The organism is Paraflavitalea sp. (genome assembly GCF_059502485.1).
On record NZ_JCACET010000010.1, the window covers coordinates 1,087,456 to 1,109,012 of the forward strand.

Annotated in this window: 15 protein-coding genes; 6 read left to right on the top strand and 9 right to left on the bottom strand. The window is 46.7% G+C overall.

Going from position 1 to position 21,557, the window contains the following annotated elements; all coding sequences use genetic code 11:
• Positions 1–15: 15 nt before the first annotated feature.
• Positions 16–2,283: an ATP-binding cassette domain-containing protein gene (locus tag AC5JBY_RS21630; protein ID WP_495906739.1), complete on the bottom strand. Its 2,268-nt coding sequence runs from the start codon at positions 2,281–2,283 to the stop codon at positions 16–18.
• A 148-nt stretch (positions 2,284–2,431) separates the two neighbouring features.
• Between AC5JBY_RS21630 and AC5JBY_RS21635 the strand changes: the two genes are divergently transcribed.
• Complete coding sequence (locus tag AC5JBY_RS21635; RefSeq protein WP_495906740.1) at positions 2,432–3,301, top strand: helix-turn-helix transcriptional regulator; 870 nt, start codon at positions 2,432–2,434, stop codon at positions 3,299–3,301.
• 10 nt (positions 3,302–3,311) lie between these two features.
• Here the strand turns inward: AC5JBY_RS21635 and AC5JBY_RS21640 are convergent, their stop codons facing one another.
• Entirely contained in the window at positions 3,312–3,659 is a 348-nt protein-coding gene (locus tag AC5JBY_RS21640) for a hypothetical protein (RefSeq protein WP_495906741.1), read from the bottom strand.
• 30 nt (positions 3,660–3,689) lie between these two features.
• Positions 3,690–4,097 carry an antibiotic biosynthesis monooxygenase family protein gene (locus tag AC5JBY_RS21645; protein ID WP_495906742.1) on the bottom strand — a complete coding sequence of 136 codons (408 nt, stop codon included), beginning with the start codon at positions 4,095–4,097 and terminating at the stop codon, positions 3,690–3,692.
• 94 nt (positions 4,098–4,191) lie between these two features.
• On the opposite strand from AC5JBY_RS21645, the gene AC5JBY_RS21650 reads away from it, so the two are divergent.
• Positions 4,192–4,557: a winged helix-turn-helix transcriptional regulator gene (locus AC5JBY_RS21650; RefSeq protein ID WP_495906743.1), complete on the top strand. Its 366-nt coding sequence runs from the start codon at positions 4,192–4,194 to the stop codon at positions 4,555–4,557.
• A gap of 266 nt (positions 4,558–4,823) precedes the next feature.
• Here the strand turns inward: AC5JBY_RS21650 and AC5JBY_RS21655 are convergent, their stop codons facing one another.
• Positions 4,824–5,312, bottom strand: a complete 489-nt coding sequence (locus AC5JBY_RS21655) for a hypothetical protein (RefSeq protein ID WP_495906744.1) — start codon at positions 5,310–5,312, stop codon at positions 4,824–4,826.
• Positions 5,313–5,553: 241 nt separating this feature from the next.
• On the bottom strand, positions 5,554–7,464 hold the full coding sequence (locus AC5JBY_RS21660; RefSeq protein WP_495906745.1) for an ulvan lysase-like protein: 1,911 nt from the start codon (positions 7,462–7,464) through the stop codon (positions 5,554–5,556).
• A 143-nt stretch (positions 7,465–7,607) separates the two neighbouring features.
• Here AC5JBY_RS21660 and AC5JBY_RS21665 point away from each other — a divergent pair, with 143 nt between their 5' ends.
• Positions 7,608–7,997, top strand: a complete 390-nt coding sequence (locus AC5JBY_RS21665; RefSeq protein WP_495906746.1) for a VOC family protein — start codon at positions 7,608–7,610, stop codon at positions 7,995–7,997.
• A gap of 104 nt (positions 7,998–8,101) precedes the next feature.
• Here the strand turns inward: AC5JBY_RS21665 and AC5JBY_RS21670 are convergent, their stop codons facing one another.
• On the bottom strand, positions 8,102–10,489 hold the full coding sequence (locus AC5JBY_RS21670; RefSeq protein ID WP_495906747.1) for a carbohydrate-binding protein: 2,388 nt from the start codon (positions 10,487–10,489) through the stop codon (positions 8,102–8,104).
• A 369-nt stretch (positions 10,490–10,858) separates the two neighbouring features.
• Between AC5JBY_RS21670 and AC5JBY_RS21675 the strand changes: the two genes are divergently transcribed.
• Positions 10,859–13,801 (top strand): triple tyrosine motif-containing protein, encoded by a 2,943-nt coding sequence (locus AC5JBY_RS21675; RefSeq protein WP_495906748.1) that lies wholly within the window; start codon positions 10,859–10,861, stop codon positions 13,799–13,801.
• Between the two features lie 59 nt (positions 13,802–13,860).
• On the opposite strand, the gene AC5JBY_RS21680 is transcribed toward AC5JBY_RS21675, so the two are convergent.
• Positions 13,861–14,976, bottom strand: coding sequence for a PDDEXK nuclease domain-containing protein (locus tag AC5JBY_RS21680; protein ID WP_495906749.1), 1,116 nt, complete (start codon positions 14,974–14,976; stop codon positions 13,861–13,863).
• Between the two features lie 241 nt (positions 14,977–15,217).
• Here AC5JBY_RS21680 and AC5JBY_RS21685 point away from each other — a divergent pair, with 241 nt between their 5' ends.
• Entirely contained in the window at positions 15,218–15,781 is a 564-nt protein-coding gene (locus tag AC5JBY_RS21685) for a peroxiredoxin (protein WP_495906750.1), read from the top strand.
• An 82-nt stretch (positions 15,782–15,863) separates the two neighbouring features.
• Complete coding sequence (locus AC5JBY_RS21690) at positions 15,864–16,463, top strand: carboxymuconolactone decarboxylase family protein (protein WP_495906751.1); 600 nt, start codon at positions 15,864–15,866, stop codon at positions 16,461–16,463.
• A gap of 56 nt (positions 16,464–16,519) precedes the next feature.
• Here AC5JBY_RS21690 and AC5JBY_RS21695 read toward each other — a convergent pair whose 3' ends face one another.
• Positions 16,520–19,987 (bottom strand): VCBS repeat-containing protein, encoded by a 3,468-nt coding sequence (locus AC5JBY_RS21695; RefSeq protein ID WP_495906752.1) that lies wholly within the window; start codon positions 19,985–19,987, stop codon positions 16,520–16,522.
• A gap of 1 nt (position 19,988) precedes the next feature.
• Positions 19,989–21,554, bottom strand: coding sequence for a RagB/SusD family nutrient uptake outer membrane protein (locus tag AC5JBY_RS21700; RefSeq protein WP_495906753.1), 1,566 nt, complete (start codon positions 21,552–21,554; stop codon positions 19,989–19,991).
• Positions 21,555–21,557: the final 3 nt, after the last annotated feature.

Sequence of the window (21,557 nt, forward strand, 5' to 3'; positions counted from 1 at the left end):
CCTTATAGTTCGGGCCTAAGCGGGCGTTGCCTGATGCTCGTACATGTATCTGCCGGTGAGGGAATTGGAAGCTTGCAACAGGTCCTTAGGTGTTCCTTCAAATAATACCTGGCCACCTTTGGTTCCTCCTTCCGGGCCAAGGTCGATGATCCAGTCGGCATTTTTAATGATGTCCATGTTGTGCTCGATGATGAGCACCGTGTTGCCACTATCGACCAACCGGTTGATGATCTCCAGCAGGTGGCCGGTATCCGACATGTGGAGACCTGTGGTAGGTTCGTCCATTACATAGATACTGCCTTTTTTGTGCAGCTCTCCAGCCAGTTTGATACGCTGGCATTCTCCACCAGATAATGTACTCAGCGGCTGGCCTAATGTGAGGTAATCCAATCCTACATCGTGCATAGCTTTCAGCTTGCGACGTATATCCTTGTGCTCAAAGAAATGCAACGCCTGGTGCACCGTCATGGTGAGTGCTTCTGAAATGTTCTTACCGTGGTAGGTATATTGTAGTACTTCTTCTTTGAAGCGTTTTCCATTACAGGTTTCGCAAACCGTGCGGATAGGTTCGAGGAAGGCAAGGTCGGTGAAGATGAATCCCAGTCCATGGCATTCGGGGCACGCACCTTTGGAGTTGAAACTAAAGAGTGAGGGACTTACTTTGTTGGCCTTGCCAAACAGTTGCCGTATATCATCGAGTATACCTGTATAGGTGGCTGGATTGGAACGAATGGACGCTCCTACGGCCGATTGATCGATGACGATGGCTTCCGGATGCTGTGACAAGAATACGCCATTGATGAGTGAGCTTTTCCCTGAACCTGCTACACCGGTTACCACGGTGAGCACACCTGTAGGGATGTTGACTGAAATGTTTTTGAGGTTGTGCAGGTTGGCATTTTTAACCGGCATCCATCCTGTGGGTGCGCGGAAGTTGTCTTTGATGGCCGTTTGCCTGTTCATGAATTTCCCGGTAAGGGTTGGCGCCTGCAACAATCCTTCTACCTCTCCTTCGTATACGATGCGTCCTCCCTGCTCTCCTGCTTTGGGGCCTACGTCTACAATGTAATCAGCGATCCTGATCACATCGGGATCATGCTCCACTACGAGAATCGTATTGCCTTTATCGCGCAGCTTGATCAATAGCTCATTGAGCCGGTGCACATCACGGGGATGCAACCCTATACTGGGCTCATCGAATATATACAGCATATCGATGAGGCTGCTGTTGAGGTGCTTGACCATTTTGATACGCTGCGACTCTCCACCCGATAGTGTAGCTGTTTCACGATCCAGGCTCAGGTATCCGAGTCCAATATCGTCGAGGTGTTGCAACCGCATCACCAATGAATCGACCATCGGTGTTGCTATCGGGTCTTTGATTTTTTCAATGACTTTGATCAAGGCCGAGACTTCCATAGCAGCCATCTCTGCGATGTTCTGACCGTTGATCTTACAACTAAGGGTGGCCTGACTAAGCCGTGCTCCATGACACAGCGAGCAGGGACCCGTCTTTAAGAATCGCTCTACTGAATCGCGTGTTCTATCGGCCATCTCGCTACTGTCTTTCTGAATGTACATCCTGTTGAACCGGGCCAGCAGTCCTTCAAAGTTTACATTGATGGGTATATTATTATCGAGCGTGGTTTCGAATTTGGAATGGCCATACAGGAAGGTATTCCACTCTTCTGCTGTGTAATCTTTCAACTTCTTATCATTGGGCAACAGTCCTGAATACACAAAGTTTTTCCAATACCAGGAGCCTACTGCGAAAGTGGGAAAGAGAATGCCACCTTCATTCAGTGACTTTGACATATCAACCAATTTATCCAGATCCGGTTCTACTTTGTATCCTAATCCTTTGCACTCCGGACACATGCCTGTGGGATCGTTAAAAGAGAATACATTGGAATAGCCCACAAAGGGCTGTCCGATGCGGGAGAACAGCAAGCGCAATACGGAATAGATATCAGTGATCGTACCCATCGTGGAACGGGAGCTGCCACCCAGCCGTTTCTGATCTATCACGATGGCCGTGGACAGGTTTTCAATGGCGTCAGCTTCGGGTTGACTGATCCTGGGCAGGCGGTTCCGAATGAACATGCTGAAGTTCTCGTTCAGCTGACGTTGGGCCTCCGCACCAATCGTGTCGAACACAATGGATGATTTGCCTGAACCTGAGACGCCGGTGAAGATGACGATCTTCCGTTTAGGAATGGAGAGGTCGATATTTTTCAGGTTGTTCTCTCTCCCACCCCTGATATGAATATATTCCTGCTGCATGGTTATCTCTTTTTAGTTACTGCAAAATGCACCAATAGGTGTTTCTTTTTCCTGTGTACACGGATTGTTTTGCCGCTCAAATGGATTTATTGGGGGCACGGTTTGTTTACTATTGTTGATACCGCTTAACTTGTAAAAAAATAATGCCTTGATCACCGCTCAACCAGATATTACCATTACCCCCTTGCCGGGTGTGAACGTGATCTCCGCACGGATACAGCAGCAGCATGAATCGCAGTTCCCGGCTACCAAAACGGGGCCGATATTGGACATGTACTTCTCGCTGCAGGGGCATAGCAGCGCGCTCAACACTATTGATGGCGCAACATGCAAGATTGGCAGTAACCATCACGGCATTGTATATACTCCTTCTTTCGATGGGCATTACACGATCAAAGGGGTGCATACCGACAGTTTTTGCGTGGAGATGGAAGCCGACTATTTGTCGAGGCTGATGGCAACAGATATAGAATGCCTGAAGCGGTTCTGGGGAAAAGTGGCGCTGCAGCAATCTGTAGAAATATCCTCCATCCCGCTGGAGATAACGCTTCCTCAAAAGCAGGTGATCATGGATATGCGTCGTTGCCGGTATACCGGACATATGAGGGACCTGTACCTGGAATCGAAAATAGTAGAGCTATTTTTGCTACAGGTGGAGCAGGCAGACAAGTTGGCGGGCAACAAGGGCAGTTCCTTGTCCACACCAGATCAGGAACGATTATATGCTGCGCGTGATTTTGTGAAAGGGCACCTGTTTGAGCCGATTACTTTGCTGCAGGTGGCCCGCCATTGTGGATTGAATGACTTTAAACTCAAGAAGGGTTTCAAGGAATTGTTTGGCACTACCGTGTTTGGCTACCTCAACGAGCTTAAAATGGAATATGGGCGACAGCTATTGCTGGAATCCTCCTGCACTGTATATGAAGTTGCTTATACACTGGGCTATAATGACCCTTATAATTTCTCCAAGGCGTTCAAAAAGTATTTTGGATATATGCCCGGCAAGCTGAAGAAATAACGGAGCTATTTTATAAACCCGTCTTCTGCCTGAACCAGATCAGGACTACCAATGTAATGATAGAAAGTAATGTACCCACCGGCAGGTACCATAGTGTTAAGACGGCGATGATCAGTCCCAGTTTATAAGCCCAGGATTGTCCGCTCAGTAACCCATACAGGAATACCAGCCACACCAGGCCATACACAATAAATACAGGCCCCAGCTTGAATACGTTTACCTGTAGTTTGTAGAAGAAGTTGGCCCAGGGGCCGGGCTTTTCAGAACCGATGTATTTTCCTTTGAGCATAACGAAGATACCGTCGAGCAGCATGAAGCCGCCGTTGATGAAAGCGATGATGGCCAACAGGATTTTCATGGCAGTAGTTTGCTGCCTGAAGATAAGGAATTACTTTGTCCAGGCTGTGCCCGTCTGATCATAATGCTTCATTTCTTCAATATTGTTATAGAATGGCTTTACGAGGTTGAAGAATGGGCCGAACTCTTTGCTCTTCCGGAAGCCCTGTAAATGTTCTTCCTTACTGGTCCAATGGATAATAACCATGTAATGGTTGGGCTCGTCATTACCGTGTAGCACCCGGTATTCAAGGCAATAAGGTGATGCCTGTAAGTGTTTACCCGCTTCTGCGTAGGCCTTTTCAAAAGCTTCGCTTTTGTCCTGTGAAATATTGTACCGGATAATTTCTACTGAAAATGTCTTGTTACTCATAGTTGGTGATTGATGATGAGAAGAGGATGCCGGTATACCTGTATTACTTACCAGTAATAGTAGAGCCAGTAATGTTTTTAACAGCATATACTTATTTTTATACCGGCAAATTTGCGGACAGGTTTTTGCTCCGGCAATACCTTACCAAAAAGTAGGTTCCTTTTTATACACCCATCCTATCATGATACAGTTAAACAATAAAACCTATACCTGTCCGGTGGACATTACGCTGGAGTTCATCAGTGGCAAATGGAAACTGCTGATCCTCTCCCACCTGCACCAGTTTGAACGGAAGAGTTATAGCGCCATCAAGGAAAACCTGCCCGGCATTTCCGAAAAGATGTTGAGCCAGCAGTTAAAGGAACTGGAAAGGGATAAACTGATAGAGAAGGAAGTACTTTCGAAAAAGCCGCTCAGAGTAGAATACTTTCTAAGTACAGACGGGAAGTCTCTATCGCCCTTGTATGAGTTCATCAGCAAATGGGGAATCGACTACCTCAAAAAGCATGGGATCGATTACCTGAAGGACCAGCATTTGTATAAATAGTATTTATCCTATCGCAACGCCTACACATAAAGTGGCAATAACGAGTCCATGAAGAATCGCAGACAGCAAATACTCTTTCCCTTTCACTACGGTCTGATAAAAGTTATACGCAAAAAGAAAAACGCAGGCAGGAATGAATATCAAAAGGCCCAGGATAATAAACAATGGGGGTGAACAGGGACCACCATGATCAGCTATACTCAACAAATACAGTAGTAAAAATGATACTACATAGAATAAAGCTGTTTTTCCTATTTTCTTTGTTATTAACATCTTCTTTCTCCGTATATTTTTTTGACTACTGTGCCGCTGCCTTCATTGGGCTTCAATATTAAAACGCCCTCCTGCTTCTGTACCTGGTCTGCTTTCTGTGTAGTTTTAATTATGATGTTCAATTCATAATCCTTATTCTTCCAAATCTGCATTGGCTGGGGTTTCTCTGTTGCATCAGGCTTGCTCAACGTAAATTTCGTCATGATACCATTGATCTTTATAAAAGCAATAGTATCCCTATCATCTGCATATATATACTTCTTCTCAGCAAGCTCCTTTTCACTTTCAGCAAAATACCCAGCACAGCCATTGATTTCGGATGGGAGTTCTGTAAAGGCATCCATGGGCGTTTTCTTTGAAGCGCCATCAGAAAACACAATGATCTTTTCGCTCTTTCCGCCGGGCGCATCCTGACAGGCAACCAATAACAAACAGGCTGTCATCAGCCAGGCAGATCGTATTATGATTTTCTTTACGGTCATTTTCGGGTTGAGTAATTATGCCCGCACAAAATAATGCTCAATACGCGATTCCACAATTTCTGGCAGCCTGGATTTGTTAACCTTGTACAAAACATGTGTGAGGCATGTGTCAACCATGTGTGAAACGGGCCCTTTCACCAATGAACGACACATGCCTGACACATGGTTGACACATGTCTCAAATTATAGTCAATTGAATGTCTGGCACTTATAATTGAGCTTAAAGTGGAGCTTTTGCGCGCTATTTTAGCACCTCCAACTCCAGTTTTACGTCTTTTCCTTCAAAAAACAAGGGAATAGCTTCGAGACCGGGCACAAAGTTGAACACGCGCTCACCCGTGGTGGGTAGCTGTTGTATGAGCTGGTTAGCGTTTAGTTTTACGGTTGCTTTTGGCTTTTTGATGGTCATTGTACGTTTACCGATTCCCTGCACTTTCTCTCCTGTAGGTGAGATCATTGGAAAGATCACCCGCACACTCTCTTTAGAGATATTGCCTTTGTAAGCAAAAGTGAATTTTACTTTATTGGGGGTGAATGTATAAGATACCATGCATTGTATTTCGCCAATAGTGGGTGATTGCTGGCTACCATCAACAAGCCTTGAACTTACTGTGATCACCGTTTCTTCATTTACTGTTTTTTCCTGCATGATTGCTGTGAGATCACAGATATTGCTGTACCATGTGTTGCCCAGTTTCATTTCTATCCGTGGTGTAAGGCATATCGATAATGGATCATTGTCTACCTGCATATTTCCAGCTTCATAGAGTTGGTATTCGTTCATGCTGGCTGTCAACAAAGGGCCGGTAGCTTCATGCCACAGCATGGTAATTGCACCACCGGTAGCATGGCCGTTTTTCGTTTTCTTGTATTCCCGGTCATAGGCTGTCACCGTAGCGCGGTAGCTACCTCTGCTGATAAGCCAGGTTTGAATATCTGTAAAGAAACGGGCGCGATAGCTATCTTCCCTTGGCAGCATCAGCCTCAGTTCATCGGTATTTAGCTTCATTGGCTCTCGATCGAGAATGGTGGTAAGCGCTTTGATATGGGTAAAGGTATGATGCACGCTGGGCGGCACCTTGTGTGATCTATAATGCAAACCTGCATAGAGCAATCCATCGTGTGTACACTGTTGCAACAGTTGTGTATTTTGCAATGCCACGTCATAAAACGTCGAATCACGATCTGCCAGCAACGCATAAGCAGGCTGGCAACCATCGGATGTTCTGCTGCCCCAATAAGTCCATTTATAGTTACGGGTTCCCCAGCTATTGTCCCAACCACCATCGGGCAGCATGAACTCCATGTGGGCCTGTAAGGAACGTATTACTACCTCTAACACTTCTTCATCTTTTGTCATCAGCCCATACATCACCAGCGAAGGCAGTGATTCTTCCACGTTGTAACCGAGATCAACAGAATAACATCCATTAGGACTGGGCTGGTAGTAGGGATCACCTTCGCCAAAGAGCAAACCATCTTTCTTGGTAAAGAATGACAATGCCTGATGTGCCAGTTCTCTTCCTTTTACTTTGTAGGGTTGATGGTCCAGTATTTCTCCCAGGAATGTTAATCCATAGGACGCTGTGATGGGATAATTGATATTGCCGTAGTCGATGGTAAAGGTATTGTATACGTAATCGCCTGCTTTTTTGAGGCGCGCTCTCAGCTCCTGCTTAAATGTTTCATCGAGTAAATCTCCATGGTAATGTAGCGCATCGCAAAGAGCAATGATGGAAAATATGGTGGTGCCCTTCCAGGCGCCTTTTACGGGCTCGTTCAGCCAGGAACCGTCTTCCTGGCTTACGTTCTTTTCCATCCAGCGGTAAAGTTGTTTAGCGCCATCTACATAGCGGACATCTTTGGTTTTAGCAGCCAGGTGAAGGAATGGATAGATCGTGTCTCCTACTCTTCCGTGCACTATTTTGTAGGTGGGACACAGGATGCCTCCATATTCTTTACGGGAAGCATCTGTCACTTGCAAGTTCAGCAGGGTTTGTCCCCACAGGCGCACCAACTGATCACTGAGTGTATATAGATCATTGGCAACGGGTGACTGCTGCCAATCGAGCGAAGCGATACCATGGAGGCTGGCCAGCAAGCCTGTGCCGCCCATCGCAGTTGTCTTAATAAATTTTCTACGAGAGAACATATGGCTCAAACGTTATTGCTTTGGAATAAAGATAAAGGATTCAGTTGTGTGAAATTATTTAATAGTCCGTTCATGTACTTCCTGCCCTTCATTGATGACTTATTACTAAATTGTTTTATTCTTTCACCTTAAAACGACTGCTTATGACTTTCAAGGATGCCATCAGCTGGTTTGAGATCCCTGCCGTTGACCTGGACAGGGCGCAAAAGTTTTACGAAGCGATCTTCGAAACGCAATTGATCCCTATGGACACTCCCAACATTCAAATGCGGATGTTTCCTGTTGCAGACATGATGACTGGTATTGGAGGTGCTATTTGCAAGGCTGAAGGTTTTTACAAGCCTTCCGCTACCGACGGCCCTTTGATCTACCTTAATGGCAACCCGGATGTTCAGAACGTGCTGAACAGGATCGAGGCTGCCGGCGGTAAGATCGTTGTTCCTAAAACAGAAATATCCCCCGAGTACGGTTTCATGGCTGTGTTTATCGACACGGAAGGCAACCGGATAGGCTTGCATAGCATTCCTCAATAAGTACAACCAATGTTGCTGAAAGCAACGGAATAGAACTGCGAGGCTACAAGCCTCGCAGAGCAAAAGCGGGACCTGCTGTCCCGCTTTTTTGTTGATGGGCTATCTTATTGAATGATCAGTTTCTTTGTTGCTGTTTTTTGATCATCGCCTGTTATACGGATCGTATATATGCCTGGCTTCAGGTTGTTGACATTGAGTGAAGTTTTGATGGTTGACTGATAGACCGGCCGACCAGCTACATCAAGGATCGCCAACTTACCGGGTGCCGGCGCTTTGATCGTAACCGCGCCACGGGAAGGATTGGGGAACACCTGTATGGCTGTAAGGTCATTTTCAGGATCATCGCTTTGGGCAAGACTGCTGGCATTGGTAACAGTGCCTACAGATGTCCAGTTGAATGCTTCCCAGCCGCCGATAGTTGGGCGTGTACAGGTCATCGCCTGTGTGCCGTTCTCTGAGCTTATGTACATGTTGTTGTTGCCGCGCAGGGAAATGGTATTATCGGCATTTACCACCCAGGTAAAGCGCTCCCAGGCGCCGGGCGTAGCACGGCTGCAGGTAATGGCTTGTGTACCATTTTCTGATGAAACGTATTTGGCCATGCTGCGCAGCATGATGGTTCCATTGCCACCATCCAGTACGGAAAATCTTTCCCAGTCGCCCGTAGCAGTGGCGCGGTTGCAACGCATAGCTTGTGTGCCATTTTCTCCGGACACAAACATGTTATTGAATCCACGCAGGGTAATGATCTGCCCGATAGGCGCTGTGGAGGAAGTATTGCCGCTAATACTGAACCAGTTGATGTTGAATCCACCTGCCGGTGCTGCAATGCCAACGTCCTGTTGTCCTGCCGGTAGTTGCACCGTGTGGGAGATTGTTTGCCAGGTTTGCCAGCCACCTGTTGCAGGTACTGCTATGGTGCCGAATACCGTGCCGCCACCAAAGCGTTCAAAGCGAATGCTGCCGCCACCATTCAGGCTGGCTACGCGGTATTGTATGGTGTAAGTTCCTGCAGTGGGGACATTGATGCGATAGCCCAGCCAATCGCCCGCATCGATATGCCCTACATCCAACCCTCCACCTGCATCGGTACAGGCTTCTGTTTGTATGCCACTCATGGCGCAGAAAGCTTCTGCCTGTATAGTGCCAGGCACTGCATTATAAGCACCGGTACAGGTGGTAGAACTACCTCTGCGTGGATCAACAGCTGCCAATGGTCCACTGTTCACCACGGTATTGGCAAACTGAATGTTATTCAACACACCGCTCATGGCCGATACGCCATCGGTGAGATAAGGTGGGCCAACGATCCTTCTCAAAGCAGCATTGGGACTGGAGCTGGTTCTTTTGTAAGTCCAGTGGCACCAGCCTATACCAGCACCATTGAGCTTGTCTACATTCTGACGTAACCAGGCATCGGAGTTCTCGCCTGTTTCACCCACCCACACTGGTACATTCCATCGGGTGCGAAACTCGGTAAGGTTGATGAGCCGGTTGATCTGGTTGGGATTGCCGTCGCGGATATTGTCATCACCTTCTGGTATCCAATAGCGATGTGCATTGTACACCAGGTTGCTTTGGTTGTTGAACTTGTTAGGTTCCAGCCAATCGTAGTTGTTACCGAATCCGTTGCCTTCGATCATGATGAGGTGGGTGTCGCCCAGTCCGCGGATAGCATTCACCAGCCTGTTGGTAAGGCTGAAGATGGCTTGTCCGCCACCGGGCACATTGTTGGGCTCATTGATGAGGTCCCAGAATGCTACGGTGTTGTTGTTGATGTAGCGGGTTACGATGGCCTGCCACAAACGAACGGTAATGTCCTGAAAGATGGACCTGTTCCAAAGATCATTACCCACCAGCGCATCGGAGATGTTGGCATCGCTGCCTTGTGCACCTGGAGCAGCGTGCAGGTCTACGATCACATACAGACCGCGCGCTGCACACCAGTTAAGGCAGTTCTCCAACGTGCGAAAGCCTTCTGTGTTGGGGTCGGTAAACAGTTGGTTGTTGTTGTACCAGGTGGTCATCGAGTTCACGTAATTGGTGTAGTTGGCCGAATTGCGTGCTACCGAATTACGCACGGCCCTTTGTGCAGTAGTCAGGAAGAGCTCATAGTGCATAGGGATACGTACGCAGTTGAAACCCTGGTCGGCAATCCAGTTGATGTCGGCCTGTGTGATAAAGGTGTTGCGCCAGGTTTGGTAAAAGGCATCAACCTGTGCATCGGTTTGGCCCTGGTTGTACAGGATGCGTTTGAACGACCATTGGGTGCCACCTGAATTGGGGTTCATCATATACCCTTCCTGTAACAGCCAGCCACCCAGTCCTACCCCTTTGAGCAAAACTTCCTGGTTGCCGGCATTGACAATTCGTTGTCCATCTGCCCGCAGCCGAGACAACTGGGCGGTAGCAGTATGGCATAGTGCAAGCATCGTCAGCAGGCTGCCGTATCCACCCAGCAGCCGAACTACTTTCCGTAGTTGTAGGTTCATGTTATATTGGTTTTAGTGAACAAACAGCTTTATACAGGCATACGATGGCATGCCTTTGTGGAGAGTTGCGCATGGTGTGGAGAGAAAAAAAGTGGAAGCATTCAACCTGGACAGGTAAATGTGTTCCACCCTTTAAGTGATTGCTTGCGAAACGCAAAGCGTTATCTATCAAATAACGCTAACTGCCTGTATCAAAAAATTTAAGTGATAGGTTTCAAATTACTCTTAACAACTCTTATAAACCGCAGCATGGTGTACGTCAATACTACTACAGGAAAAATTAAATATTTGAAAATCAATATGTGTCATTTACGCCACGGCTACTACATTCTATTTTTCCCCTATTTTTAGGGTACAAACGACTGTTGAATGAGATTGCAGCCAATACTCCTTTTTGTCTTGCTTTTTGGCCGTGCGTATGCGCAAAACACCATCGGCTTTCCGGATATCGTCAATTATACCAAGGAACAATACCGCGGTGGCGGTCAGAGCTGGGATGTTGCCATCGACCAACGGGGCATCATGTATTTTGCCAACACGGAAGGGTTACTCACTTTCGATGGACAGTTTTGGAAGTTGTATCCCATCTCCAATCACACGCGCCTGCGTTCGGTTAAGGTGGATGCGCGGGGTTATATCTATGTAGGTGCACAGGATGAGCTGGGGTATTATTTCCCCGACCAGCATGGGACGCTCCGCTATCACTCACTCAAACACTTGCTGCCAACTGCCAATAAGGAAGTTGCCGACGTATGGGATATCGAGTTATACGATGACGCTGTTTTTTTCCGGGCTTATAATATGATATTGGAGTACCGCGACAATCGCATGATCGCACATCCCCCTGTTAAAGAATGGCGCAAACTGCTTAAAACAGAAAAGGGAATATATGCGCAGGAAATGCAGCAGGGGCTCATGAAATATGATGTGGGCAGGTGGACGCTTGTTTGTAGCAACACTGTCCTTCATGATATGCTGATCACGGGTATCCTGGAAGAGCCGGCCGGTTCACAGCTGATCACTACTCAAAAGAATGGGTTGTTTACTGTTGCCAATAACCAACTGACTCCACGGCAAACGGCAGCCGACGCCATTTTTACTACCAGCCGTATTTATGGCGCCATTGGCCTGGGCGATTCTGAGATGGCCGTAGGTACTACCTCTGATGGCTGCTATATCATCAATAAGACTACCGGGCGCGTTATCCAGCACTTTAGCATGGAAGAAGGGTTGCAAAACAACAATGTGTTGCGCGTGTTTGCCGATGGCCGCCAGAACATCTGGCTGGCACTGGACAATGGCATCGATTTCGTTCGGTACAATACGTTCGTGAAGCAGATCTATCCCGACAAAAAGAATATGCTGACCACGTATGCGGCCCAGGTATTCGACAATAAGTTATTTATCGGTACTTCTGATGGTTTGTATAGTACGCCTCTCTGCAACAATAGTGACTTCAGTTTCTCCAAGAACCATTTCCAGCAAGTAAACAACAGTAAAGGCCAGGTATGGAACCTATCTGTGGTCAATAATCAACTGCTGATGGGGCATCATGAGGGCACTTTCCTGATCGGCAATAATACAGCTGCGCAACTGAGCAGCGGCAAAGGCTGTTGGTTGTACAAACCTTATAGCTCTCCTTCTTCGCCCTACTCCATGCTCATTGGCGCCTATAATGGCTTATACGGCGTTCAGGCTGGAGGCAGCAGCTTTTCGACACCTAAGCGTTTTGAAGGTTTGCGTGAATCACTTCGCTTTCTTGCGATAGATAATGAAGATACCATCTGGGGCTCACACCCCTACCGTGGTGTTTATAAGATCAGTCTTCCGAATGATTCGCTTCACTATAAGCTTTATACCAGCAAGGATGGATTGCCCTCCGATTATGACAATTTTGTGTTCAGGGTCCGCAACCGGGTGGTAGTCGCTACCCGCCACGGTATTTATGAATATAATCCGGCTACAGGCAGGTTTGCACCTTCTTCGTTGCTACATGCTGTGCTGGGCAATATGAGTGTGCAATTCCTGGCTGAAGATGCTAATGGCAATATCTGGTTTACCTCCAACCGACGCCCGGGCATTATTGATTATCATAAACCTTCCGGCTCTCATCCTTATTCTATTATCTATTTTCCTGAGTTGCAACAGAAGATCGTCAATGGTTTCGAGTTCATCTATCCGTATGATGATGAGAATATTTTCATGGCGGCCGAGAAGGGCTTGTATCATCTCAACTATCGTAAGTACATTCAATCGGCTGCTGGTCCAGCCATTGCCATCGGTACTGTGAAAACAACCGGTAAAGCCGACAGCCTGCTTTTTGGCGGCTACTTTGCCAATGACAGTTCCGCACAGCTGAATCAATCTGACGATATTGCGGTACGCTTACCGAACGGCTTCAATGATTTTCATTTTGAATATGCTTCCCCGGCCATCGACCAGGGGAGTAATGTGGAATATAGTTACCGGTTGATCGGTTTCAACAGTGCCTGGGGTGAATGGACTTCAAAGACGGAAAAAGAATATACCAATCTGTCATACGGCGATTATACGTTTGCCGTAAAGGCCCGTAATAACCTGGGCATTGAATCGGCCGAAGTGAAATACAGCTTCACGATCTTACCTGCTTTTTATCAGACCAATATTGCCAAGGCTGTTTATGTACTGCTGATCATGGGTTTGCTGTTTCTGCTGTATCGCCGGCAAAAGAAGAAATTCACCGATCAGCAGGTCAAGTACCAACAAAAGCAGGAACACCTCATTTCCCTGCATCAATTGGAACTGGAGCGTAATGAGAAGGAGCTGATCAAAGTGCAGAATGATAAACTGGCTTCTGATGTGAGTTTTAAAAACCGGGAGCTCGCCACCATGACCATGCACCTCGTAGACCGCGGCCGGGTATTATCGAATATCAAGGAGGTACTGAATACTACGATCAAAAAGCTGGAGCCCAGCGTATCGCAGGATCACTTCAAACGGGTAATGCGGCTGTTTGATGAAGCGGAAAACAATGAAGAGGACTGGGAGCATTTCTCCCGGCACTTCGATGAGGTGCACAGTAACTTCCTGGCTCGTGTGAAAAAGCATTTCCCCACGCTCACTACTACCGACCTCAAGTTGTGCGCCTACCTGCATATCGACCTTACATCAAAAGAGATCGCCCAGCTGCTGGGGATATCCGTACGGGGCGTAGAAACCAGTCGCTACCGGCTGCGGAAGAAACTGGATATACCGGGAGAGGTGTCGTTGAATGCTTTCCTGCTGGAAGCGATCGAGGCGAAAACGGGGAAACAAGGATCCGCAGGAAAATGAATGTAAAATATTAAGACAATAATGCATGTTGTTTCAAAATGAGCATCTAAAAAAAGTTATTATTTAATAGCTTTCATAATAGCTGCCTTCGAAGGCAAGTAAAGCTTGTATTCCTTAGCAAATAATGTCTTATTATTTTCAGGCAAGGTAATTTCTACTACCGCATCACTTTTATCTTTACAGATAATAATTCCAATAGTGGGCTTCTCTGATTTTGTTTTTACATATCGATCGTAATAATTAACATACATCTGCATCTGTCCAATATCTTGATGTTTTAGCTTTCCGATTTTTAAGTCAACTAAAATAAAGCACTTTAACAATCGATTGTACAAAACCAGGTCTACAAAGAATTCTTCATCGTCTAAACAAAACCTAACTTGTCGCCCTTGATACAAAAATCCTTTTCCCATTTCTAATAAAAAATGTTCAATCTTATTAATAATTGCTGTTTCTAAATCAGATTCAGTGTAACTTGCCTTTTCTTCCAATCCCAAAAACTCCAGTACATAAGGAGTTTTAAGTACATCTTCGGGCCGGGTTACAACTTGTCCCTTTTTGGCTAATTCTCTTACTTTAGATTTGTTTTTACTTAACGCTAACCTTTCAAAAAGACCACTATCTATTTGACGTTGCAGTTCCCGAACACTCCAATTACCTTGTAAAGATTCTATCTCATAAAATGACTGTTCGCTTTTATTCTTTATTCTGCATAATGCTATATAATGCGACCATGACAAGGGGAATATTTTTGCTAAAGAAACCTGAGATAGAGCGTCAGTACTGAACCGCTCCAAAGATTTCGAAAACACTGTTTTCGGAATTGAGCTTGATTTGAATTTCGCAGACAGTGTTTGCGGAATTGGGATTTGTTTAGCCCGAGACTTATAGGTTAAAAAGAATAACCTTATCAGTTCGAGATTTCTTGCAGAAAAGCCATTTCCAAACTTTTTACAAAGTTCCTTACTCAGTAATTCTACTGTCCTTTCACCATAGGTAGCCTTAACTTTTCCAGCTTGTTGGTGTTCTACAATTAAGCGACCAAGATGAAAATAGGTAAATACGATCAGGCTATTGGTTTGTCTAATGGCTTGATTCCGGGCTGCCCGTAATAAAGCAGTAGCTTGTTGGAGTAATAATTCGTCCGAAAGTATAAGATTTCCAGTTTTTCGCACTTTGATAGGATATTTAATGGTAAAAGTTGTCCCAAGACATACGATACTTTGTGCGGAACAGATTTGTATAGTCCAGAGTCGACTTTAATAGTTTTTATCTATCAATTAATAGAAAACTACGATCAACCTCTATATCCTCCTGCCCTATATTTGCACCACTTTACAGAGATCGAACGATCAGCCTGCCGGCGAAAAACTTATTCCCTTTTTTTATTGTCAGTAAATAAATAGCATAATCAATATGTCCAACAGAGTTATTTCCATTGGCAGCCAATTTCCTGCCTTTAAGAAGAAAGCAGTAGTATCTATCGAAAAAGGAAAAGAGTTTTCTGAATTAACGAATGCCAGCGCCAACGGTCAGTGGACTGTTATGTTCTGGTGGCCCAAGGATTTCACTTTTGTGTGCCCTACCGAGATCGCTGAGTTCAACAAGAAGCACAGTGAGTTTACTGATCGCGACACTGTACTGATCGGTGCTTCTACCGATTCTGAGTTTGTACACGCAGCCTGGAGAAGAGATCATGCCGACCTGCGCGACCTGAAGTTCCCTATGCTGGCCGACACTTCCAAATCACTGGCTGAAGAGCTGGGTATCCTCGATAACGAAGAGAAGATTGCTTACCGCGCTACTTTCATTATCGACCCTCAGGGTATCGTTCGTTGGGTAAGTGTTTATGACCTGAATGTAGGCCGTAACGTACAGGAAGTTCTCCGTGTACTGGACGCTTTGCAAACAGATGAACTGTGTCCCTGCAACTGGAACAAGGGTCAGGAAACGCTGACTACTCAGTTGAGCCTGAACTAATATCGTGAAGCGTGAGAGGTAAAACGTGAAACTTTTGGCACGTTTACTTCTCACGTTTTCGTTTCATTTTTAATGTATTATTATGAGCGCAATCGCCACTATACCGAACGAGACGTTCCAAAATCTCGTTAATGACCTTAATATTCCTCATTACGTTCCTTCTTCCAATGCGCAGGCATTGCTGCATGTGAATGCCCGTTTTATCAAAGACCTGAAGATCAATACCGGTAATGTTCTGAACAACAGCCAAAACCTGAACCGCAAGGAAGCGTTGCTGCTGGCATTGTCTGTTGCAGTAAATGAAAAGTTCGACCTGCTGAAGGATAGCTTTACCGGTCTGGCTAAAGAAGCCGGCGCTACTGAAGAGGAAATTGCCGAAGTTGTTGCCTGTACTTCTCTGATGAATACGAATAATGTATTCTATCGTTTCCGTCACTTTATGGGCAAGGATTTTTATAACAACCAGCCTGCCGGTATTAAGATGAGCATTATGAAGAACCCCGTGCTCGGCAAGGAGTTCTTTGAGCTGTTGAGCCTGGTGGTATCTTCTATCAATGGTTGCGAGATGTGTGTAACTTCTCACGAGCAATCTGTATTGCAACATGGCAGCAGCGAAGCGCGCGTATTTGAAGCGGTGAAGCTGGGAGCTGTGATCAAAGGACTGATCAGTGTATTAGCATAATCCCTACCCTGTTTTAGGGTCTGGCATAAAGGCGCGCACCCCGCGCCTTTACTTTTTTATTTGCGGGCGATGGTTTTGATCTCCGTTTTGGCCGGGTTTTGCAGGTTCAATATTTGTAAGGCCTCGTTGTTCACGCCAGCTACTATCAACCTGTTTCCATTGCCTAATTTCACCAGTGCCAGGTCTTTTACATCTCCTTTGAGCATAAAGCCGCTGGCGGCAGGAGCCACTGTTTTGAATTGCTTATTCTTCTGCCCTTTCAGGAAGCAGCCCCAGGATGCATCATAGCGGCCAGTCATTACATCTACCTGGTATTCATTACCGGCCAGTAACAGATCGGGGATGCCGTCTCTGTCTATGTCTTCGCATACAATGGCGTTTACAGGAGCAAATTGTGCTGCTGCCGGCAAGTAGCGTTTGACGAATTTGCCATTACCCATGTTCTCCAGCCAGCAAGTGGCTGCTTCATTGCATGTCAGTTGCAACAAGCTGTCTTTTGCTTTGCCTGTATAAATATCTTTAAAGGTGGCCTGTGCATAATCTTTGTGGTAGAGGAATTGCTTTTTGATGGCGGGTACCTGATCGGCAAACTGGCGGCGGTTGATGGCAGGAAATGATTTACGCTTACCTTCATTGTCTTTGAAGTAATAAAAGGGAATGGGATCTATGCTGCCGTTGCCATCCATGTCTTTTGCGAAGAGCTGCATGGGTTCTTCCTTGTTTACTTTGTAGTCGCAGTTCAAGCCCATGTTGCCTGCTACGATATCCATATCGCCATCTCCGTCCACATCGGCTGCGGCCAGGCTACGCCACATGCCATCCATTTGTTGCAGGCCCGTGGTTGACGTGATCTCCTGTAGGCGTCCTTTATTGTTTTTAAAGAATCGTACCGGCATCCATTCACCGGCAATTACCAGATCGGTTTGCTGGTCATTATCCAGGTCGGTCCATATGGCGCCCGTGATCATGCCGGGTTGTTGCAGGGCCGGACATACACTGGCTGTTACATCACTAAAGAAGCCTTTATTATTGTGGAGAATAAAGCTCTTAGGTGGCAGCGGGTAGCGGCGTGATACACGTCCTCCGATAAACAGGTCGGGCAGGCCGTCACGATCATAATCGCCCACACTGACAGCGCCTGCAATGGTGCGCACCTGATCCGGTATGGCGCTATGATTAGCGGAGAAGTTCCCTTGCCCATCATTTACGTAAAGCAGTGGTTTATTATAAGCGGACTCTTCTTCAAAGCGGGTATCTCCTACTCCTATCAGCAGGTCCTCGTCGCCATCGCCGTCGGCATCGAAGAAAACGCAGTCAAGGTCTTCCTGCATTTTGATACTGTCTGTCAATGTACGTGTTATGAAAGCTCCGTTCGGTTGTTGTATAAACAGTTTGCCGGAGAAGTTAAAAGCTCCGCCTGCAAAGAAATCCATGAGGCCGTCTTTATTGACATCGGCTGTAGCGATAAACGGTCCTAACTGTGAATATTTCTGTGGCAATAACCGTTGGCTGGCGAAGTCGTTGTAATTGCCTTCCGTGTGTTTATACCCCAACTGCATGGCCAGGGAGGTTGGTTCAAATACCGGAGGAGGCATTGTATTAGCTGGCTTCGATACAGGTGGGTGTGCATCTTTAATAGAAAGCAGCAATAAGGTATCCACCGGCACTTCCCACAGTATCTGGGTATATCCATTAGGCCATATTACTTCCACAGAATCGACGCTAAGGGGTTTTACTCCCTGTACCCTGTCTTCCCGCTCTTTTGTCTTTCCTTCCCCGATGCCGAAATATAAGCGTTGGTCTACCGAAGAAAAGTAACCACGTACCGGGCTTTGTTCCTGCACCTGTACTTGTCCATCATCATACAGCGTAACTTTTGCACCAAAGCCTTTCTTATTGGCGTTATCGCCTTTTAAGACAACAGATAAGAAGTGGGCCGTAACCGGTTTACCCGGTTGGATCGTATTGTTGACAAAGACGAATGCTTCTTTGTTGATGTTGTTGATCACCAGATCGAGGTCGCCATCATTGTCCAGGTCGGCCCAGGCGGCGCCGTTGGACATGGAGGCTTCGTCGATACCTGCCTGCGCTGAAGCATTCGTAAAGGTGAGATCGTGGTTGTTGCGGTAGTAATAATTGCTGAGGGAAATATGGTTGAGGGAAGCCAGCTTACTGTTGATCAGCTGGCGCTGTTCCTGCGGGCTGCGCTTGTTGGAAAAAACCATCGAGCTGAACTCTATGAAGTCGGCATTGATAAAGTCGCGGCCAATGCCGTTGGTGATGTGCATGTCTTTCCAACCATCGTTGTCGAAGTCGGCCATTAGTACGCTCCAGCTCCAGTCGGTAGTAGAGATACCTGACAGTTGCCCTATTTCACTAAAGAAGGGAATGCTGGTATCGCCTGCTTTGTAGCTGCCATTGTTCAGTTGCAACATGTTGCGCATAAAGCCCGGTTCGTAGCCGGCAGCCCGTTCGGCCTGGTAACGCTCGTAGTTCATAAAGGAGAAGGTCGTCTTGCGCCGCTGGTTGTTTTCCGGCATCATATCCAACGTTACAATGTCGGGCAGACCATCATTATTGATATCGGCCGCATCCGTACCCATGCTCGAATAGCTTTGGTGGCGAATCCCTTTAGCGATCGTATTGGTGAAGGTGCCATTGTGGTTATTCAGCCAGAGTATATCATCTGATAAGAAATCGTTGGCCACATAGATATCCGGCCAATGGTCGTTGTTAAAATCACTCACTACTACGCCGAGTCCGTAACCATCATCTTTGATACCGGCAGCCAGCGTAACATCCGTGAACACCGGGTGGGTTCCTCCTGCGGAGATTCCTTCATTTCTATACAGCTTATCGTTGGCCGGTGAGTTGCCGGTAAGGTTACGCGGATAGACCGTATTGGCATTGGGACCGTTCAACAGGTAATTAGCAAGATACATATCGAGGTCGCCATCGCGGTCATAGTCGGTGAATACTGCCTGTGTAGAATAGCTTGTATCAGCCAGGCCGTATTCGGCTGCCATTTCTTTAAAGCGGCCGTTTTGCTGATTAATGTACAGCAGGTTGGCTGCACGACGGGAAAGGTTTTGACCAAATACCGATATGTAGATATCGTCGTAGCCATCGTTGTTGATGTCTACTACGCTTGCCCCGGTGGCCCATACCTGGGTGTGTAAGCCGGCCTGTTCTGTTACATCTTCAAACTGGTGGTTGCCTTTGTTGATGTACAGGCGGCAGCTTACCTGATTGCCGGTGAAGAAGATATCGGCCAGGCCATCTTTGTTGAAGTCGCCAATACCTACACCTCCACCCATGTAGCCAAACTCGTTGATGAAGGATTGGGAGGAGTCGTTTTCCTGCACATCGTTGTTGAAATGTATGCCTGTTTGTGATGCCGGCAATTGTGTAAACAAAGTAGCTGGCTTTTCCTGCGTACAGGCTGCCAGTAAAAGAAAACAAAGGACTGCTGCTACACAGTCCTTTGAAGCTCTGATATAAAGGCTCTCCCCAATTTTGTGCATATTAATATCCGTTATTCTGTCTGGATATACCACCTGCTTCCAATCTTGGATTGTTGTCTATCTCTGCTTGTGGTATGGGTAAAAACTCATCTCTTGCTTTGTAATAGGAGATTGGTTCATTGGTGGTGGTATAATATCCTTTTTTGCGCCAGCGGAGGATATCGCGGTTACGTACTTCTTCTCCACCCAGCTCCACTGTTTTCTCATGAATGATGGCGCGGGCAATCTGGTCTTTAGTACCTGTTGGATATTGGGCTGTGGGATAATGTGGCATCAGCACACCCGGCCTGTCGCGTACCTGGTTGAGGTAACCTATTGCAGCTCCCGTATTGTTCAGTTCATTTTCACACTCGGCCAGCATCAGTAACACTTCCGCATAGCGGATAATACGCTGGTTAATGCCGCCCGGACGGAAAGTATTGTTGTCCTTATAGATCAGCATGAACTTGCGCCAGCTTATCTTTTTCTGCACGCCATTCAAAACGGATGTATTACCATTCTGCTCGGCATCGGTTAATGTATTAGCGTTGTTGTTGTACTTGTCGCCGGTTTGGTATACAGACATGGCGAAGCGGGGATCTGTTTTGGCAGCGCCAGTAGCTGTGTTCTCAAACTCGTTCAGGTATTTGTTGGAAGGGATCAGGTTGCGCCAGGCGATGGGTGAATATTCCTGGTTACGCACGGTGCTTTGTGGTTGTGCGTTGGGTTGGTCATCACCTGTGTATCCCCAGTTGAAGTTGTTATCGCCGCGATCAAAGAAGACTGCTTCGAGGATGGATTCTTTGTTGAACTCATGTTCTTCGTCAAAGTTGTCCATGTAATTTACCAGCGAATACACGCTACCGCCGGGGTTCACGGCTAGCAGGGCTGTTTTGGCATTGGCGTAATCTCCTTTTTGCATATACGCTCTTCCCAGTACAGCATTGGCAGCTCCTTTTGTAGCACGTCCAAGATCAGTAGTAACGGCTTCTAATCCCGCAGCTGCATCTTTCAGGTCCTGGAATATCTGTGTGTATACTGCATCGGCGGTAGCTCTTGCCTGGAATTGGTCAGGTGAAGTAACCTGTGTAGTATATATAGGCACAGGCCCCCAGAGTGATACCAGTTCAAAATAAGCCCAACCGCGGAAGAACTTGGCTTCTGCCACACAACGATCGCGCAGGGCTGCATTGTCGGTGATCTTTGGGCCGTTGTCGATCACTGTATTGGCACGATGAATCACTGTATACAAACCATTCCACACACTGTTCATTACCGCATTGGTAGGAACTGTTGCTCCGTTGAGCAATTGGGCACGCGGTGGTTCCAATTGTCCCCCTCCTGCTGATACATCATCGCTGCGTGTATCGTGGAGGAAAAACCATTCGCGGCTTATTAGTTGTGCAGAATGGAAGATGGCATAAATGGCATTGGTACCTCCCAATAGTTCTGAGCTGTTCTTGAAGTATTTATCTACTGTCGGGGAATTGGGGTTGGTTTTATCCAGCTTCTTGTTGCAGGCGATGATCACTGCCCCGGTAGTGATGCAGGCCACTATAATGAGTTTGTATGCTGTTGTATATTTCATATC

Bases quoted from the DNA above. Each gene is read 5' to 3' on its own strand.
- AC5JBY_RS21690 (WP_495906751.1), top strand. From the start codon at position 15,864: ATGAGCGCAATCGCCACTATACCGAACGAGACGTTCCAAAATCTCGTT.
- AC5JBY_RS21650 (WP_495906743.1), top strand. From the start codon at position 4,192: ATGATACAGTTAAACAATAAAACCTATACCTGTCCGGTGGACATTACG.
- AC5JBY_RS21630 (WP_495906739.1), bottom strand. From the start codon at position 2,283: ATGCAGCAGGAATATATTCATATCAGGGGTGGGAGAGAGAACAACCTG.
- AC5JBY_RS21665 (WP_495906746.1), top strand. From the start codon at position 7,608: ATGACTTTCAAGGATGCCATCAGCTGGTTTGAGATCCCTGCCGTTGAC.
- AC5JBY_RS21640 (WP_495906741.1), bottom strand. From the start codon at position 3,659: ATGAAAATCCTGTTGGCCATCATCGCTTTCATCAACGGCGGCTTCATG.
- AC5JBY_RS21695 (WP_495906752.1), bottom strand. From the start codon at position 19,987: ATGCACAAAATTGGGGAGAGCCTTTATATCAGAGCTTCAAAGGACTGT.
- AC5JBY_RS21685 (WP_495906750.1), top strand. From the start codon at position 15,218: ATGTCCAACAGAGTTATTTCCATTGGCAGCCAATTTCCTGCCTTTAAG.
- AC5JBY_RS21700 (WP_495906753.1), bottom strand. From the start codon at position 21,554: ATGAAATATACAACAGCATACAAACTCATTATAGTGGCCTGCATCACT.
- AC5JBY_RS21670 (WP_495906747.1), bottom strand. From the start codon at position 10,489: ATGAACCTACAACTACGGAAAGTAGTTCGGCTGCTGGGTGGATACGGC.
- AC5JBY_RS21660 (WP_495906745.1), bottom strand. From the start codon at position 7,464: ATGTTCTCTCGTAGAAAATTTATTAAGACAACTGCGATGGGCGGCACA.
- AC5JBY_RS21655 (WP_495906744.1), bottom strand. From the start codon at position 5,312: ATGACCGTAAAGAAAATCATAATACGATCTGCCTGGCTGATGACAGCC.
- AC5JBY_RS21675 (WP_495906748.1), top strand. From the start codon at position 10,859: ATGAGATTGCAGCCAATACTCCTTTTTGTCTTGCTTTTTGGCCGTGCG.
- AC5JBY_RS21645 (WP_495906742.1), bottom strand. From the start codon at position 4,097: ATGCTGTTAAAAACATTACTGGCTCTACTATTACTGGTAAGTAATACA.